22 protein-coding genes are annotated in these 15,668 nt (G+C 64.5%); 12 read left to right on the top strand and 10 right to left on the bottom strand.

The features are described from left to right. The first annotated feature begins 98 nt into the window (after positions 1-98). Together RBB42_RS09700 and RBB42_RS09695 are read left to right on the top strand one after the other, a co-directional pair. Positions 99-950 (top strand): alpha/beta fold hydrolase, encoded by an 852-nt coding sequence (locus RBB42_RS09700; protein WP_305969573.1) that lies wholly within the window; start codon positions 99-101, stop codon positions 948-950. A 4-nt stretch (positions 951-954) separates the two neighbouring features. Then, positions 955-2,211, top strand: coding sequence for a DUF2254 domain-containing protein (locus tag RBB42_RS09695; protein ID WP_305969574.1), 1,257 nt, complete (start codon positions 955-957; stop codon positions 2,209-2,211). A 6-nt stretch (positions 2,212-2,217) separates the two neighbouring features. On the opposite strand, the gene RBB42_RS09690 is transcribed toward RBB42_RS09695, so the two are convergent. From RBB42_RS09690 to RBB42_RS09665, 6 genes are all read right to left on the bottom strand, one after another. Then, positions 2,218-3,234 carry an AI-2E family transporter gene (locus RBB42_RS09690; protein WP_305969575.1) on the bottom strand — a complete coding sequence of 339 codons (1,017 nt, stop codon included), beginning with the start codon at positions 3,232-3,234 and terminating at the stop codon, positions 2,218-2,220. A gap of 16 nt (positions 3,235-3,250) precedes the next feature. Further along, the gene (locus RBB42_RS09685) at positions 3,251-3,631 is read right to left on the bottom strand and encodes a hypothetical protein (RefSeq protein WP_305969576.1); all 381 of its coding nucleotides are present in this window, start codon (positions 3,629-3,631) and stop codon (positions 3,251-3,253) included. Then, complete coding sequence (locus RBB42_RS09680; RefSeq protein ID WP_305969577.1) at positions 3,624-4,019, bottom strand: phage holin family protein; 396 nt, start codon at positions 4,017-4,019, stop codon at positions 3,624-3,626. Before RBB42_RS09680 ends, RBB42_RS09685 begins: the two co-directional genes overlap by 8 nt. After that, positions 4,006-4,365, bottom strand: a complete 360-nt coding sequence (locus RBB42_RS09675; protein ID WP_305969578.1) for a hypothetical protein — start codon at positions 4,363-4,365, stop codon at positions 4,006-4,008. The genes RBB42_RS09680 and RBB42_RS09675 overlap by 14 nt, the downstream gene beginning before the upstream one ends. A 131-nt stretch (positions 4,366-4,496) precedes the next feature. Beyond that, positions 4,497-4,757, bottom strand: coding sequence for a hypothetical protein (locus RBB42_RS09670; protein ID WP_305969579.1), 261 nt, complete (start codon positions 4,755-4,757; stop codon positions 4,497-4,499). A gap of 67 nt (positions 4,758-4,824) precedes the next feature. After that, positions 4,825-4,986 carry a DUF1328 family protein gene (locus RBB42_RS09665; protein WP_219514833.1) on the bottom strand — a complete coding sequence of 54 codons (162 nt, stop codon included), beginning with the start codon at positions 4,984-4,986 and terminating at the stop codon, positions 4,825-4,827. 205 nt (positions 4,987-5,191) lie between these two features. On the opposite strand from RBB42_RS09665, the gene RBB42_RS09660 reads away from it, so the two are divergent. The 5 genes from RBB42_RS09660 (at position 5,192) to RBB42_RS09640 (ending at position 10,669) form a co-directional block, all read left to right on the top strand. Continuing rightward, the gene (locus tag RBB42_RS09660; RefSeq protein WP_305969580.1) at positions 5,192-6,346 is read left to right on the top strand and encodes a GAF domain-containing protein; all 1,155 of its coding nucleotides are present in this window, start codon (positions 5,192-5,194) and stop codon (positions 6,344-6,346) included. Positions 6,347-6,639: 293 nt separating this feature from the next. Further along, positions 6,640-8,289, top strand: a complete 1,650-nt coding sequence (locus RBB42_RS09655) for a sensor histidine kinase (protein ID WP_306043675.1) — start codon at positions 6,640-6,642, stop codon at positions 8,287-8,289. Positions 8,290-8,301: 12 nt separating this feature from the next. Then, a complete protein-coding gene (locus RBB42_RS09650; protein WP_305969582.1) occupies positions 8,302-9,777 on the top strand; it encodes a phospholipase D family protein in 1,476 nt (491 codons plus the stop codon). Between the two features lie 143 nt (positions 9,778-9,920). Continuing rightward, positions 9,921-10,388 (top strand): baeRF12 domain-containing protein, encoded by a 468-nt coding sequence (locus RBB42_RS09645; RefSeq protein WP_305969583.1) that lies wholly within the window; start codon positions 9,921-9,923, stop codon positions 10,386-10,388. A gap of 83 nt (positions 10,389-10,471) precedes the next feature. Then, on the top strand, positions 10,472-10,669 hold the full coding sequence (locus RBB42_RS09640) for a CsbD family protein (RefSeq protein ID WP_305969584.1): 198 nt from the start codon (positions 10,472-10,474) through the stop codon (positions 10,667-10,669). 67 nt (positions 10,670-10,736) lie between these two features. On the opposite strand, the gene RBB42_RS09635 is transcribed toward RBB42_RS09640, so the two are convergent. Together RBB42_RS09635 and RBB42_RS09630 are read right to left on the bottom strand one after the other, a co-directional pair. Beyond that, the gene (locus RBB42_RS09635; protein WP_305969585.1) at positions 10,737-11,438 is read right to left on the bottom strand and encodes a gamma-glutamyl-gamma-aminobutyrate hydrolase family protein; all 702 of its coding nucleotides are present in this window, start codon (positions 11,436-11,438) and stop codon (positions 10,737-10,739) included. Beyond that, on the bottom strand, positions 11,435-12,397 hold the full coding sequence (locus RBB42_RS09630; protein WP_305969586.1) for an amidoligase family protein: 963 nt from the start codon (positions 12,395-12,397) through the stop codon (positions 11,435-11,437). The genes RBB42_RS09635 and RBB42_RS09630 overlap by 4 nt, the downstream gene beginning before the upstream one ends. Before the next feature lie 195 nt (positions 12,398-12,592). On the opposite strand from RBB42_RS09630, the gene RBB42_RS09625 reads away from it, so the two are divergent. Beyond that, the gene (locus tag RBB42_RS09625; protein ID WP_305969587.1) at positions 12,593-12,853 is read left to right on the top strand and encodes a DUF7218 family protein; all 261 of its coding nucleotides are present in this window, start codon (positions 12,593-12,595) and stop codon (positions 12,851-12,853) included. Positions 12,854-12,889: 36 nt separating this feature from the next. After that, positions 12,890-13,078, top strand: coding sequence for a PLDc N-terminal domain-containing protein (locus RBB42_RS09620; protein ID WP_371931736.1), 189 nt, complete (start codon positions 12,890-12,892; stop codon positions 13,076-13,078). 69 nt (positions 13,079-13,147) lie between these two features. Here RBB42_RS09620 and RBB42_RS09615 read toward each other — a convergent pair whose 3' ends face one another. Next, positions 13,148-13,345 carry a hypothetical protein gene (locus tag RBB42_RS09615; protein WP_305969589.1) on the bottom strand — a complete coding sequence of 66 codons (198 nt, stop codon included), beginning with the start codon at positions 13,343-13,345 and terminating at the stop codon, positions 13,148-13,150. A gap of 125 nt (positions 13,346-13,470) precedes the next feature. Between RBB42_RS09615 and RBB42_RS09610 the strand changes: the two genes are divergently transcribed. Then, entirely contained in the window at positions 13,471-13,968 is a 498-nt protein-coding gene (locus tag RBB42_RS09610; RefSeq protein WP_305969590.1) for a Dps family protein, read from the top strand. A gap of 71 nt (positions 13,969-14,039) precedes the next feature. Here RBB42_RS09610 and RBB42_RS09605 read toward each other — a convergent pair whose 3' ends face one another. Then, positions 14,040-14,852: a response regulator gene (locus RBB42_RS09605; protein ID WP_305969591.1), complete on the bottom strand. Its 813-nt coding sequence runs from the start codon at positions 14,850-14,852 to the stop codon at positions 14,040-14,042. Between the two features lie 102 nt (positions 14,853-14,954). Between RBB42_RS09605 and RBB42_RS09600 the strand changes: the two genes are divergently transcribed. Together RBB42_RS09600 and RBB42_RS09595 are read left to right on the top strand one after the other, a co-directional pair. Continuing rightward, a complete protein-coding gene (locus RBB42_RS09600; protein WP_305969592.1) occupies positions 14,955-15,125 on the top strand; it encodes a NepR family anti-sigma factor in 171 nt (56 codons plus the stop codon). Further along, positions 15,118-15,663 carry an RNA polymerase sigma factor gene (locus RBB42_RS09595; RefSeq protein WP_305969593.1) on the top strand — a complete coding sequence of 182 codons (546 nt, stop codon included), beginning with the start codon at positions 15,118-15,120 and terminating at the stop codon, positions 15,661-15,663. The genes RBB42_RS09600 and RBB42_RS09595 overlap by 8 nt, the downstream gene beginning before the upstream one ends. Positions 15,664-15,668 lie beyond the last annotated feature (5 nt).

Below are 15,668 nucleotides of genomic sequence, written 5' to 3'. Positions count from 1 at the left end.
TAATTCGCCCGGCAAGTCCGTACCGGGAACCGCAGAGACGCCCGCCGCGTTGTCACCGAGCCGGAGGCTTGTCTCCGACAGATGGCCAAAGGTTTCCGATGAACGTGATGTCCCTGCCCGATTGCCACCGCTCCCCCGGCAAACACCCCTTGCGCGGCGGGGCCCCGCTGGTCTTTCTGCCCGGTCTCTTCATGACATGCGAGGCTTGGCTGCCGTTGTGCCGAGACATGGGGTTGCGCAACCGGTTGTTCCTCGACCTGCCAGGCCACGGGCCGCAGGAAGATCCAGAGACGGTGACACAGGATCTGGCATCGGGCAAATGGCTGCACCTGATGCTTGAGCGGATCATGGCGTTTTCCGGCGGTCGGCCCGTGCACCTCGTCGGCCATTCCAGCGGCGGACTCGTCAGCCTGCTGCTGGCGCGCCGTGCCCCGGAACTCGTGCGGTCACTCGTTCTGGTGGGATCGCCGGTCACGGGACACCGCGACCTGCCGCGAGACATCGGCGCGGCGATCCTCGCGCATGACATGGCCGGGCGCTGGTCGCTGTCGATGATGTGGCGCCTGAGCCTTGCCACGCGCGGGAATTTCGAGCGTGCAATGGCGACGGTCCTGCCACGCAAGGCCGCCGCCGGTGTGCCCGACGAGATGCGCCTGGCCCTGCAGGACCGCACCCCCGAAGCGATCCGCCAATTCGGCAAATGGGTGCTGAAGCAGGACATCACCGGGAACATGGCCGAGATCGCCCAGCCCTGCCTCGCCGTGATCGGACGGCAGGACACGGTCGTTCCGCCGCATCACCAGCTGAAGCTCTTGCGCCATCTGCCCCGGTCCCATGCCCAGCTTGTGCAAGGCGGGCACCTGCCCTTCATCGAACACCCGCGCGGTTTTTCCCGCGCGCTGCGCGGCTGGCTTGCGCTTGACCATTCCCCCGGAATGGTGGCCTGCTGACCGCATGGCAGGCAAGCACACAATGAAACTGGTCCAGACGATGCTGACCCTGCGTCGGATCAGCCGCATTCTCTGGGTCAGGGTCGCATTGCTGTCCGCTCTCTCGGTACTGGCCGCACTGTCGGCGGAACTGCTGGGGCCGTTGATCCCGGACGGCCCGCGTGATCGCTTTTCCGAAGACGCGACCATGCCGATCCTGACCATCCTTGCCAATGGCATGCTGGCTGTGGCCACCTTTTCGCTGGGGGTCATGGTTTCGACCCACCGCACGCTGGCCCAGCAGACCACGCCGCGCATTCACCGCCTGCTGATGGAAGACACCTCGACCCAGACGATGCTGGCGACCTTCATCGGGGCCTTCGTCTTTGCCCTCTCCTCGATCATCCTTTACCGCGCCGGATACTATTCCGACAGCGCCTCGGTGATCGTCTTTGCCGTCACGGTTTTCGTAGTGGCCGCCATCGTGGTCTCGCTGGTGCGCTGGATCGGGCAATTGTCGCGGATCGGCAGCTTGGAATATGCGTTGCTGCGCGCCGAACAGACCGCGCGTGAAATCCTGTACCAACAGCGGCGCCTGCCCCGGCTGGGGGGCTGCAAGCTGGCGGATATGCCCGCGGGCGGCGTCGCAATCGAGGCGTCGCGCTCTGGCTTTCTGCGGCGCATCGACATGGACGAGTTGCAGAAACTGGCGAGATCCCATGAGGCCCGGGTCCATCTGGAGCATCTGCCCGGAGACATCGTTCTGCGCAGTCAGCGTCTGGGCCTGTTGCACGGCTGTGACGAGCCCGAGAAGTTCGCCGCCTGTTTTGTGCTGGCCACCGACCGAACCTATGAACAGGATCCGGCCTATGCGCTGCAGGCGCTCAGGGAGTCCGCCTCCAAGGCGCTGTCTCCCGGGATCAACGACCCCAAGACCGCCATCGACGTGATCGCGCGGCTGGAACGGCTGCTGTGGGACTGGGCGCTGAACCCGCCCGAAACCGAAGACCCTGTCTATGACCGCGTGTTCCTGGGCGAACTGGGCGCCGGTGATCTGGTCGAAGCCGGCTTTCGCGACATCACCCGTGACGCGGCAGGTTTCGGCGATGTGCTGACCGCCGTGGCAGAGGCGCTGGTACGGCTGCGCGGCGCGATGCCAGAGGACGGTCGCAACGCTATTTCGGACCTGCTGGACGACCTGCGCGCGCATGGCGAGGCAGGGCTGATGACCGCGCGAGAACGCCGGCGGCTGACCGACCGGCTGGCCGATCTGGACGCCTGACCGCGCCTACTCCGCCGGTTGCAACTGCTCGGCACCCGATGGTCGCTTCAGCATCTCGGGTCTCATCAAGACGCCGAACCACAGCAACACCGGAAGCGCCACGATTGCCCCGACCGGCCCCCAGAGCCAGAGGCCAAAGACGATTGCCACGAAGACCCCCAGCGGATTCATCGCCAGCCTCTGCCCGACCACCCAGGGGGTGACGAAATTGGCCTCGGTGAAATTGGCCAGCAGGAACAAGGCAGGCGGCAGCAGGGACATGGCGCCGGTAAACTGCAACAACCCGGCGATGGCCAGACCGAAGATGATCAGCAGCGGCCCAAGGTACAGCATGTAATTCAGGATGGCGGCCGCCAGCCCCCAAAGCATGGGATACTCGACACCGATGGCCAGCATGATCAACGCCGTCACGACGCCCAGCCCCGCGTTGACCAGCGTCACGGCGGCAAAGTAGCGGGCCACGGCGCGGTCCGCCTTGCGCAGTTTCGGCTCCAACGGGCCGACGGCGGAATAGAGATCGTTGCGGGTGAGCACGAAGAAGAACAGCGTCCCGACAAAGACAAAGAACTGCGCACCAAAGTTGGGCGCCATCCACAGCGCGTCCCGCACGGTTGGCAGCGCGCTTTCGCCGTCTTCGGCGGCAGGCTTGGCGCCTTCGATCTCTTCGCTGATTGTCTCGATCCCGCGAAGCACGTCCGAGAGCGAGGCGATCCAGCGTGTCGCCGCGGCCTTGAGCCGGGGCAGTTGTTCGATGAACATGTTGAGGAGCGGCTCGATCATCAGGATCAGCAGCGCGATCAGGCTGGTCGTCACCAGCAGCAAGAGGATCGCAACCGCGACCCGCGGGATGCCAACGTCGGTCAGGCGTTCGGCCAAAGGTGAAACGACGATGCCCAGAACCACCGCAAAGACGATGGGCGCAAGCAGTTGCTGCCCCAGTTGCAAGGCGCCGGTCAAGGCGATCACGGTAAGGATCAGCAACATCACGCGTTGCGCGCGTTCGCTGAGAACGGTGGTGAGCATGGTCAGGTCTCGCAGATCAATCGTCGCCGTGACTGTCACGGCCCAAGCCAGGCAGAAGCGCGCCGGCCAAGGCGCCTGCCCCAAGGACCAGCGCCCCGGCTGTCAACATCGGTGCGCGGCTTTTCGGGGCATCATCCTTGGCAGAGCCGGAGGATCGTGCCCCCGTTCCCGTTGCGAACAGGCCCACGCCAAGGCCGATCAGCGCCGCAGCCGTCGGGTTGCGGCCCGCCGCGCCGACAGCGCCCCGGCCCAGACGTCCGGCCTGTCCCATCGCGGCCCCGGTCAGCGGCGCGGCGATGGCGCTTTTGCTGGTGCTTCCGCCCAGCGCCTCCAGCGCGATTTTCAGCCGGGCGCGGTCTTCGGCCGCCCGCATTTCGAGTTTCTCGATCTCAGCCACGGCGGACCTCCTGCAGGGTTTCCAGATCGCGTTTGACGTTGTTCAGGCTGCGCTTGGGCGTCAGGACCCGGGCGTTGATCCGTTTGCGGGCGATCAACACGCAAATCAGGGCAAGCACCAAGAGGCCGCCCCCCATTCCGCCCGCAGCCTCGACCAGCGTCAGGCCGCGCGTTTCCATCCAGGCGATCCCGGCGGTCGCGAGCGCATTCACTCCCGCGATGATCAGGACCAACGCCAAGGCGTAGAACACCAGGCCCGTCCCGGCCCGCGACAGGTTCTCCCCGATCTCGGCCCGCGCAAGCCGCATCTCGCTTTGCAGCAGGGAGGTCACCTGGCGCAGGACCTCGGTCAGGATGCGCGGTGCGTCGCGCAGGTCAGGACCGCTCATCATGTTCCTCCATCTGCATCCGTGTCAGAAGGTTGCGGTGATCCTGAGCGGGTGGGTGGGCGCCTCGGGCGCCGCTGTTGCGCGGCGCCCATGCATCGCGCACCTTGGTGTCGCGGGGCGGCAGATATGTTCCGCGCCGCTGCGCACGGCGACCGGCTGCGTAACCGGCCAAGGCGGTGGCCGCCAAGGCGAGTGCCGGATACCGGCGGGCCACGCCCAGCGCCTGCGAGATCAGCCCCGCGGGACCGCCCGCGCCGGCGCGCAGCGCCAAGGTGCCCGCGTCGCGCGCAGCTTGCTTTTTTCCGGTAGAGCGAGAGGGTTTGCGGTCTTGCGTCTTGCGGGTCATCGGAAGGTGTCCCCTGGATTGCGTCCGTTGCAAAATGAACTGCCGGCGGCGCGAAAGGTTCCGCCTTCGGTCGCCGAACCGTCCGCCGAAAGGAAAAGGGCGCCCTTTTCAACGGCCAAGTCACTGGCAGATCATCCCTTCTTGCGCATTGCCAGTCCCAGCAGGAGCCCGACACCAACGGCACCGGCAACAGCAAGGACAGGGTTGTCCCGCACCATCTGCGTGGAGTGGCGCGCGGCACGCTCGATCTCGTCCCGGCCTTCTTCGATGGCCCGGTCGATGGACGCCTGCGCCTCGTCCAGCCGTTCGCCTGCGGCGCGGGCATAGGCGGCGCCTGCCTCTGCGGCGTCGGAGGCGCCGTTGCGATGGCGGTCTTGGGTGTTCTTGCTCATGTCGTCCGTCCTTTGTCAGTGACCTTGGAAGATGCGCGGCCCGGACCGTGCCGGGCCGAGGCTCAAGTCATCCTCGGACCACGCGCGCCACCAGCGACACGACGAAGAGAACGAGGAAAACGAAGAACAGGATTTGCGCAATCCCGGCAGATGCGCCGGCGATGCCACCGAATCCAAGTGCAGCAGCGATAAGTGCGATGATGAGGAACGTCAGGGCCCAGCCAAGCATGGTAAGTCTCCTTGTGTTTTTCCCTATGCGCCGTCCGTGGCGCTCTGGCAAAGGAACGTGCCCTGCCGCATAAAGGTTCCCGCCTTCCTGGTCGGAGACATGCCAACCTCCCGGGCGGAGAGGCAAAAAAACGCCTGAAGGGGCTTTCTTTTGGCCTTTCAATCCTACTTACCCAAGGTGATGCATTGATGATTGGGTTGGTCCGATGAAAGATACTCCGGAATTCACGACAAAGGTTGAGGACGTGACCCACCAAGACCGGCTTCGGGACCGGGAACGCCTGCAGGCGCTGGAACGGACCGGGCTGATGGACAGCCCCGCACCCGGAGCACACCAACGAGCCGCGCGCATCGCTGCACGCCTGATGGATGTTCCCGTCAGCCTCGTGTCATTCGTGGACGACGAACGGCAATTCTTCTCCGCCCAGACCGGGCTGACCGGAGACGTCGCCGAGCAGCGCGGTACGCCGCTCAGCCATTCCTTCTGCCAGCACGTCGTCTCTTCCGAGGAACCGCTGGTTGTGCCGAACGCAGAGGCCGACAGCCGGGTCTGCGACAATGGCGCGGTCCGGGACATGAATGTCAGGGCCTACCTCGGCGTGCCGATCCGGTCCCCCGACGGCCATGTGCTGGGGTCGTTTTGCGTCATCGACGACAAGCCGCGCGACTGGACGCCAGATGACATCGCCAATATGCGCGACATCGCAGACATGATCGAATCCGACCTTCGCCTGCGAGAGACGCTCGAAGAGCGCGATATCGTCATGCAGGAGTTGACGCATCGCGTGAAGAACCTCTTTACCGTCATCAACAGCATCCTGCGCATGGAGCGCAACGCGCACGAGACCGCCGAGGCCCTGGCGGCAAGCGTGGGCGCGCGGCTCAAGGCGTTGAGCGATGCGCATGAGATGATCGTGCCCGTTGTCAACGTTCGCCGCAGCGAAGGGGCGACCACCACGCTGGATGCACTGACCCACAAGCTCTTGGCGCCGCATGGGTCGGGACACGAGACGCGGATCACAATCGACGGCGAACATGTGCCCGTGGGGCCCAAGGCCGCGGTCTATCTGACACTAGCCCTGCACGAGCTGGCGACCAATGCGGCCAAGTATGGCGGCCTCTCCACCGACGGCGGGCAGCTAACGGTGAAATGGGAACGCAGCGGGTCCGAAGACGTCGTCATCAACTGGGAAGAGACCGGCCTGTCCTGGGACACCGAGGCCCGGCCGCGTTCGGGTTTCGGCTCTCGTCTTCTTTCGATCGCGGTCGAGGGGCAGCTTGCGGGTGAGATGACCACCCAGATAGAAGCGGGCATGTTCCAGAGACGGTTGCAGATTCCCCTGACCAGCCTGCAGGCCTGAGCCTCGAGAAAATCTTGGGAACCAATTCGGGACTTGCGGCATTCGCCCTTAGGGGACTGTAATTTCAGATGGGGTTACTGCATGAGCAGGCAACGGCGAAATCCGCGTGAGCGGCGCGTGGGATCGGGGACATGTCCCGTCGTGCACCGACGGCATGTGCCCCAGATAGCGGCCATTGCCGCCCCGCGTGTCCTCGCCCGTCCCCTTGTCTTTGCGTCCCGCCTTTCATGCCCAAGCGTCTGAACAGCCTCTATCGACTTGCACGCAGCCTGCCGGCGCGCATTGCCTGCCTGATGACCATTGCGATGTTGCCGGTGGGTCTGATCGCAGTCTACCAGACCCAGGCCGTGATCGAGAGCGCGCGCGAACAGAACCGCGCCGCGCTGATGGCACAGTTGCGCGCCGAGGCCTCGCCTCAGGCCGAGACCATCGAAAGCGCCCTGGCCGCGGCACAGGGGCTTTCGGTGCTGATCACCAAGCTCGGCGCGGAAGACTGCAGCGACATCCTGAAGGGCTTTGTCGAAAGCAACGAGACCTATGCCTTTGCCGGGTTCATCGAATCCTCGGGCTGGCTGACCTGCAGTTCGACCGCCGACCGGATGGACCTGTCGCGCCGCGCGCCGTTCAAGACCGTGATGGCCCGCGGCGGCGACAGCGTGCAGGTCAATCCCGAGGGCGCCGTGACGGGGCGCGATATCGTCATGGTGACGCATCCCGTGCGCGAAGGCGGCGAGATGGTCGGCTTTGTCTCGTTGTCGATCCCCCACGCGACCCTGAATGAAACCCTGGAAGATCCCGACCACGACGGGGCATTGCGGCTGGCGGCGCTGGACATCGAGGGCGAGATCCTTGCCGCCTCGCTGGGACGTGACGCAGCACCTGACTACCTGCCGCGCGACATGGCCATGTCCGAGATCCTCCGGGAACCGGGCCGGACATTCCGCGCGGTCAGTGGTTCGGGCGAAACGCGCTATTTCGCCGTCACGCAGATGGTGCCGGGCAAGGTCATGCTTCTGGGCAGCTGGCCGCTTTCGGCCGTGCCCGATGCGGATAGCCGGCTGCAAAGCGCGATTGCCACCTCGCTGCCAGTGCTGATGTGGCTGGCCGGGGTCGGCGTGGCCCTGTTCGGCATCCAACGGCTCGTGATCCGCCATGTCGCGCAACTGCGCAACGCGATGCGCCGCTTTGCCCTGGGCGAACGCCAAGAAACGACGCTGGACCTGCGCGACCCTCCGGCGGAACTGGAGGAGGCGCAGCGCGCCTTCAACCGCATGGCCTTGCTGATCGCCGAGGGCGAACAACGCCGCGAACAGGATCTCAAAGACAAGGAAGTGCTGCTGCGCGAGGTGCATCACCGGGTCAAGAACAACCTGCAACTGATCGCCTCGATCATGAACATGCAATCGCGCGACCTGGAAACCGACGAGGCCAAGCACGTCGTGTCCGAGCTGCAGCGCCGGGTGCGCGGCATGGCGGTGCTGCACCGCGCGCTTTACAACACGCCGACCAGCACGACGGTGGACGCCGCCGACCTGGTGCAGGCGGTGGTCCGCGATACGCAGGACCTCGTCGGCGCGCGCGGCAAGATCGAAATCGACACCGCGCTGGAGCATGTGGCCCTCTATCCCGATCAGGCCATCCCCCTGTCGCTGTTCGTGGCCGAGACGCTGAACACCGCGATCCGGCAAACCTGCAACGCGGACCCGCGCGACCGGATCGGCGTCCGGCTGTCTTCGGGCGGCGGTGACGAGGTGCAGCTGTGTATCGACAGCTCCCCCGCCGACCCCCTGGCCGCCGGGGCAGAGGCACCGCTCCCGGACGGCATGGCGCAGAAGATGATCGCCGCCTTTCTGCGGCAATTGGACGGAAAGATGGAAACCACATCGGATGATGGACGTTACCGGGTGACAGTCATATTTCCACGCGCCGCCTACGGCGCCTGACAGGGGGGCCGGATGGCCGGCGACTTCGAAGTGATGATCACGGCCGACGAGGCCTGGCCGGCATTCGAGCGGGCGGTGCTGGCTGCACGCAAGCACGTGGTGGCCGGTTTCCGGATCTTCGACCTGTCGACCAAGCTGCGCAGCGCCGAGGCCCGCGAGATCGGCACGGACTGGTTCGACCTGCTCGCCCATGCCGTGCAGCGCGGCGTGCGGATCAACCTGACCGTCAGCGATTTCGACCCGGTCATGGCCACTGAACTGCACGAACTCAGCTGGCGGACCGTGCGACAGGGTGTGGCCCTGTCCGAGGCGACAGGCGCGGGCAAGGATCTGCTGAACATCCGCGCTCACCAGCACAGCGCGCGCGCCGGGATGCTGCCGCGCCTGGCCTTCCTGCCAGCGGTCCTGCGCCGACGCTGGGAACGCCTGCGCGAAACGACCCCGGTCGAACGCCGGTTCGAGGCGGTCGGCCTGCAACGGACCGTCATGCCGAACCTGCACACGGTGTCCCATCACCACAAGGCGGCCGTTGTCGACGACGAATGGCTTTATGTCGGTGGGTTGGACCTGAACGAAAGGCGCTACGACACCCCAGATCATGATCGACCTGCGCGGCACACCTGGTCTGACGTGCAGGTGATGCTGCGCGGCCCCGAGGCTGCTGCCGCACGTGCGCACCTCGAAAGTTTTCAAAAGGTGACCGAGGGCCGTGCGCCGCCGCCGCCCTGCCCCGGGCTGAAACGGACATTGTCGGCGCCTCGGCGCCTGCAACTGCCTTATCTCTCGCCCCGCACTCTGGTGTCCGAAATCGAGGAGGCGCACCTGGAGGCCTTTCGCAAGGCACACCACCTGGTCCATATCGAGACCCAGTTCATCCGCTCCAGCCGGATCGCCGAGGCGCTGGCAGAAGCCGCAACGCGCAATCGCGACCTGAACGCCATCATCGTCATGCCGGGACTGCCCGAGGACGTGGCCTTCGACTCCTCCGAGAGCCTGGACGCCCGCTATGGTCTTGCCCTGCGCCAGCAGGCGGTTGCCACCCTGCGCGAGGCGTTCGGCGACCGGCTGACGATCGCGACGCCGGTGCGCCCGGTGCTGGCCGCCCGCGATAGTTGCGAGACGCTGGCCGGGTCGCCGCTGATCCATGTGCACAACAAGGTGCTGATCCGCGATGCGGCCTCCGTCCTGATCGGGTCTGCCAACCTGAACGGGCGGTCGATGCGCTGGGATACGGAACTGGCGGTCGAGATCACCCAGCCGGACCGCGTGGCGCGGGCGCGTCACCGGCTGTTGTCGCACTGGTGGCATGAACCGCTTGCCCCAAAGGCGATGTCGCCGGACACGCTTTATCCCCTGTGGCGCGACGAGATCCGCCGCAACGGCCTGCGTCGCCCCGAGAACCGGAGCGGTTTCCTGGTGCCCTTCGACGCCGCAGAAGGCGCCGATCTGGCGCAGGAACTGCCTGGCGTGACCGAAGACATCGTCTGAGCAGGGAACACCGGCCCGCATTCGCGCGTTGGTTTCTTGCCAGCGTGCAGAGCGAACGCGCTCTGCGCGCCGGGCAGTCGCTGCCTGCGAGCAGCCGACTGGCCGCCCCGATGTCACCACGGACAACAAAGGAGGATCACGACATGATGAGAGCCAAGGGCGTGCCGCATGGCACCTGGGTGCTGATCGCCGATGGAGAAAAGGCGCTGTATCTGGTGAACAAGGGCGACAAGGCGCATCTGCACCTGGTGGTGCGGGACCGCGCGGATCAGGAAAATCCCAAGGCACAGGACTGGGCCGAGAACCGCCCCGGCCGTTTCAACGACGGGCCCGGCGCACAGCGCTCCGCCGTGGATGACACCGATTGGCACGAGTTGGAAAAGGAACGCTTTGCCAAGACCATCAGCGAGGACCTCTACAAGGCCGCCCATGCCGGCAAGTTCGACCGGCTTATCATCGCTGCAAGCCGCCCGGTGCTGAGCGCTCTGCGCGAGGAAATGCACGAGGAGGTCGCCTCCAAACTGGTGCTGGACCTGCCGAAGGTACTGACCAACCATCCGCTGGACGAGATCGAGACTGCGATCACCCGCGCTCTGGAAGACGCCGCCTGAGGTGGAACGGATCGCCCTGCGGGGCGTTCTACCAACAGAGGCCCGGAACGGCTCCGGGCAATGAGATGCAAAGGAGATATCCGATGGACAGGGATCGCCTCGAAGGAAAATGGACCGAGATCAAAGGCCGTCTGCGCGAAGCCTATGGCGTGCTTTCGGAAGACGAACTGGAAGAGGCTCGCGGCGACCGCGAGCAGTTGGAAGGCAAGCTACAGCAGCGGCTGGGCCAGACCAAGGACGAAGCCCGCAAGACGCTGGACGACATCCTGGCAAAGGTCTGAACAACAAACGGCTGACACGACAAAAGGCCCGCCACTCCGGCGGGCCTTTTTCGTATTCAGGGGGCACTCATGCGGGCGAGAGGATTTGCGACCGGTCTTCTGAATAGGCCAATGCAGCGCGGCTTAGCGCGCGAAAGATCGCGCGCTGCCGATGTGCATAAAACAGGTGTTCGGGATGCCACTGCACGCCTAGCGCAAAGGGATCGTGACAGCGTTCGATGGCCTGCACCATGCCGTGCGTATCGCGCGCGGCGACGCGAAAATCCCGGCCCAGCCGATCGACGGCCTGGGTATGCAGGGCATTGACGGCCATCGGCGCCTCACCCGACCAGGCTGCCAGTTGCGTCCCTGCTTGGACATGTACCTCGCGCCGCGGCAGGATGGTCTTGATCGGCTGGGCCTCGGGATAAAGGGACCAGGCATCCTGGTGCAGAGTCCCGCCCGCCGCGACGTTGAGCATCTGTGCCCCGCGGCAGATGCCCAGCACGGGAATGCCGCTGGACAGCGCCTTGCGTGCGATGTCGTGTTCCATTGCGTCGCGGTCGTGGTCCAACCGCGCGGTCACTTCAAGACGGGCACCGTACAGATCGGGCGAGATGTCGTCGCCGCCACCGATGATGACGCCGTCGACGCGGTCAAGGTCGATGTCCGACCGCGTTGTCCACCGCAGGGCACGCGCCCCGGCCAACCAGAGATTCAGTCGCACCAGCGGAAAAATGCGCCACCCCGAACGTGTCGAGGTGGTCACTGCGATCAAGGGGCGGCTCACCGGAACAGCTCCTCGCCGTTCTTGCCGATCACCTGGATCACTTCCTCTACCCAGCGCCCGCCATGTCCGCCACCACGCCGCCAGGCCTCGTGCAACCTGTCAAAGCGCGCTTCGTCCGTCGCCAGCGCTTCGACCAGCCACCATCGTTCCCATTCGTCCGCGATCGACCATTCCGGCTCATCCAGGCGGCAATCCGGCAGGCGAAAGTGAAAGGCAGGACGGGCGCCGCTGGCCTCCTTTCCGAAGGTCGCCGCAAACCCATCGGGGTCATGCGCATGCAGGATCGGCAAGAGATCCAGCCCGTAGTTCCGCCCGTGGAGATGTTTGTGAACCAAGTCCCGGAGCACCGCCAGGTCCAGATCCTCGGCTGTGACAAGCGCATCGGTGAACTGCACGGGCCAAGGATCGACAAAGGGAAGGATGCGGCGCGACATGTCCAGCGGGCGCCAGTCGCGCAGCCAAGGTTCCAGAAGGCCATAGGCGACCACCGTACGCAGCATGTAGGGATCGTCGTATCCGGTGATCTCGGGATTGAAATGGATGCCGAACCCGGCAAATAGGCTGTCAGACGTACCCTTGCCACCAGCGTTTCGAAGAGCCTCGGTCAGGTCCAGCACCCGGTCCATCTGCTCTGGCGTCAATGGGGGCGTGACCACTTCGACGGGCACGACGGCGCGGGCGGCATCCAGCACACCTTCGGGCAGGAACTGCTGTCCGGGCTTTGCATACCGCGTGTCCAGCTCGACGCAGATCGTGCCAAGGCCACTGTCCTCGATCGTGAACAGATGCTGCCCCTGTTGCTTGACCACGCCGCCCAGCGTCCGGGCCACGATCTGCGCGGTATTTGCCTCGTCAACTCCCGAAAACTCTATTTCGATTCCGCAACGGCGCAGTTTGCCGGCACGCGTTTTCTCATTGGGCAGGGCGCGAAACCCGCCGACACGATTGCTGTTGTCCATGCCTGCGCAACGCTCCTTCCCCCCTGCCGGTTCCCGAAAAAACCGGCGCATTTTAGTGGCAGCGGCGCGAAACAAAGGGAACCGCCGCGGGCGCCGGGCGTTTCATCCCTGAACAGTTTCGCACTTTCGAACCCGCCGGCAATGCAAAACCGCCAAGCCGGTCGCATGCGGGACAAGTATGCAGGAGACGAAGCGATGGCCAAGCAACACGGCCCCTCGATCGAGGACGACGAAACCTACCAGGCACTGCGCGACAAGGGCTACGCCAAGCCGAAGGCCGCGGCGATCGCCAATGCACAGGCGAACGACAACATGGCCCCGTCCCGCAAGGGCGGCAAGGCGGCCCCCTACGAAGAGTGGACCCGCGATGAACTGTACGACCGGGCGCGTGAACTGGATGTCGATGGCCGTTCGAAGATGACCAAGTCGGAACTGATCGACGCACTGCGCGGCTGAACCGCGACACGAAACCGAAAGGAGACTATCATGGGTATCGAAATTGCAGGTTTGGGCGGATTGATCCTGTTGGGCCTCGCGGTCTGGGCAATCGTCAACATCGTCAATTCCAGCGCAAGCACCGGCGGAAAGGTCCTGTGGACGCTGTTCGTGCTGTTGCTGCCACTGCTGGGCTTCATCATCTGGCTGATCGCGGGCCCGCGCGCCACGCGCCGCCTGGCCTGACCGAACTGCCAGATCCGATCACGGAAAAGGCCCAGGCTGGTACAGCCTGGGCCTTTTCATATGCGGCGGTCAATCAGCGTATGTCACAGCTCCGGTGCGCCCGTCGATCTGTGTCTCTGCCCCTTCGGGCGCATCAGCGCTCATGGTGATGTAGACCAGTAGACCTGCCAACAAGAGCGCCGCGACCGCTCCTGCGGTTCCGATGCCGGTCAATGCAGGACGATGGCGGCGCGTTTGTCTTTCGATGTCGGTGTCAGGTGGGGACATTTTGCTTCCTCTGCAGTTGTTCGCAAGGAAACGCCGACCTCTCTCCTTGCGTTCCGCGACACCTTGTCCGGAACCTTTCCGGATGCTGTTCGTTGTCTGATTAACCAACGAAAAAGGAGACTTAGATGACTGACTCGCTGAAGGTCGTTCCCACCGAAGATTCCGTTTCCACCGGGGTCAAGGACACCGAAACCCTGGCAAGCGGCCTGTCGGACGTATTGGCCGACACCTACCGGTTGCTGTTCAAGACCCACGCAATTCACTGGAACGTCGAAGGGCCGCTGTTCTTTTCCGTGCACAACCTGACCGAAGAACAGTACCAGGATCTCTTTGCTGCGGCTGATGAGCTGGCCGAACGGATCCGCGCCCTGGGCCATCTTGCACCGGCGCGCCTGGACGACATCACCAACAGATCGCGGGTCGACGACGTGTCCGCCAAGGCGACAACCGCCGACATGATCGTGGAACTGGCCCATGATCACGAGAAACTGGCACATCGGCTGCATGCGCTGATCGCCTTGGCCGACACGCATCGTGACCCTGTGACCGAAGACTTGGCGACCGCGCGCAGCGCCTTTCACGAAAAGGCAGCCTGGATGCTGCGCGCTCTGGCAAAAAGCTGAGGCACCGACCTGCGCAAACAAAAGGCCCGCCGAAACCGGCGGGCCTTTTCTTGTTCGCACCAGCGATCCGGTCAGCGGATCAATGTCTCTGTCGAGGCAAAGAACAGCGCCTGGCTGACCGCCGACCGCACCTGGTTTTCGGTGTACGGCTTGGAAATCAGGAAGGCCGGCTCCGGCCCCTCGCCTGTCAGCAGACGTTCCGGGAAGGCGGTGATGAAGATCACCGGCCGCTCTCCGTCGCGGTCAAGGATCTGGTTGACCGCGTCGATACCGCTGGAATCATCCGCCAGCTGGATGTCCGACAGGATCAGGTCCGGGGCTTCGCTGCCGGCAAGATCCAGCGCCGCCGCCTCGGTCCGGGCGACCCCGGTCACACGGTGTCCCATGTCCATCACGATGCTTTCAAGATCCATCGCGATGACCGCTTCGTCCTCGATGATCATGATCTTGCCGGAAATCGCATCGCGCATCTCCAGGAAGGCCGTGTCGACATACTGTCCCGCTTCCTCGGCCGAGACCTGCATGATCTGGGCGACCTCCTCGATCGAGAATTCCTCGATCGTGTGCAGCAAAAGCGCCTCGCGCGTGTTTTCCGTCAAGCGCGACAGGTGTTTCTGCGCCCGCGCGGCCAGCCCCGTTTCGCCCCCATCTTCGACCGGCATGCCCGAGGACATCCAGATCGCATGGAACACGCGGAACAGCGCGACCTTGTCGGTTAGGCCCGCATCGTACAGTTCGGGGTCGTTCAGGATCGCCTCAAGCGCTGCAGCGGCATAGCGGTCGCCGCTGTCTTGGCGCCCGGTGAGTGCGCGGGCGTAGCGGCGCAGGTAGGGAAGGTTGCCGCCGATTGCGGTTGTCATGTCCGAAGATGACTGAGCCGTCATGCTTGTTGCTCCAAATATTAGTGCTACCTATGGAACCGAACGCAGGCTGCAACGTTTTGGTTCCGTAATGAGGCGTTGCGAGATCCAAAGATGACAAGACACATGACGCGAAAACAACTCAATTCAAGAGTCGTCGATGAAATCGACCGGAACTTGAGGCAGGCCTTCGATGATATGGCCCAACAGCCCGTGCCTGATCGGTTCACCGATCTGCTGGCACAATTGAAGGCTGCCGAAGAAAAGAAAAGCAGCGGGGGCCAGCAAGATGCGTGACCCCCGCGAGGAACTGACCGATCATATCGGCTCGTTGCGCGCCTTTGCGCTGTCGCTGACCCGGAACGCCGCGACGGCGGATGACTTGGTGCAGGAGACGCTGGTCAAGGCATGGACGAACATCGACAGCTTTCAGCAGGGCACCAACATGCGGGCTTGGCTGTTCACGATCCTGCGCAACACGTTCTATTCGCTGCGGCGCAAGCGCAAGCGCGAGGTCGAGGATGCCGACGGCACGATGGGTGAAAGTCTTGCGACCAAACCGGATCACGATGGCCGTCTGAACCTCCGCGATTTCAAGGTGGCCTTTGACCAGCTGCCCGATACCCAGCGCGAGGCGCTGGTGCTGATCGGCGCTCAGGGCCTCGCCTACGAAGAGGCGGCAGAGGTCTGCGGCGTCGCTGTGGGCACGATCAAGAGCCGCGTGGGCCGCGCCCGCACCCGCCTTGCTGAATTGATGGAACTGTCCGAGGAAGAAAGCCTCGAGATCACGGACTCCGTCACGCAGGGCGTCGTGGGGTCTCGCCCGGCCGCCTGATCCGT

Origin of the sequence: Mameliella sp. MMSF_3455 (genome assembly GCF_030733205.1) — a bacterium.
GTDB lineage: Bacteria > Pseudomonadota > Alphaproteobacteria > Rhodobacterales > Rhodobacteraceae > Antarctobacter.
The sequence above is the reverse complement of the archived record's forward strand: the minus strand, read 5'-3'. Positions and strand labels throughout refer to the sequence as shown.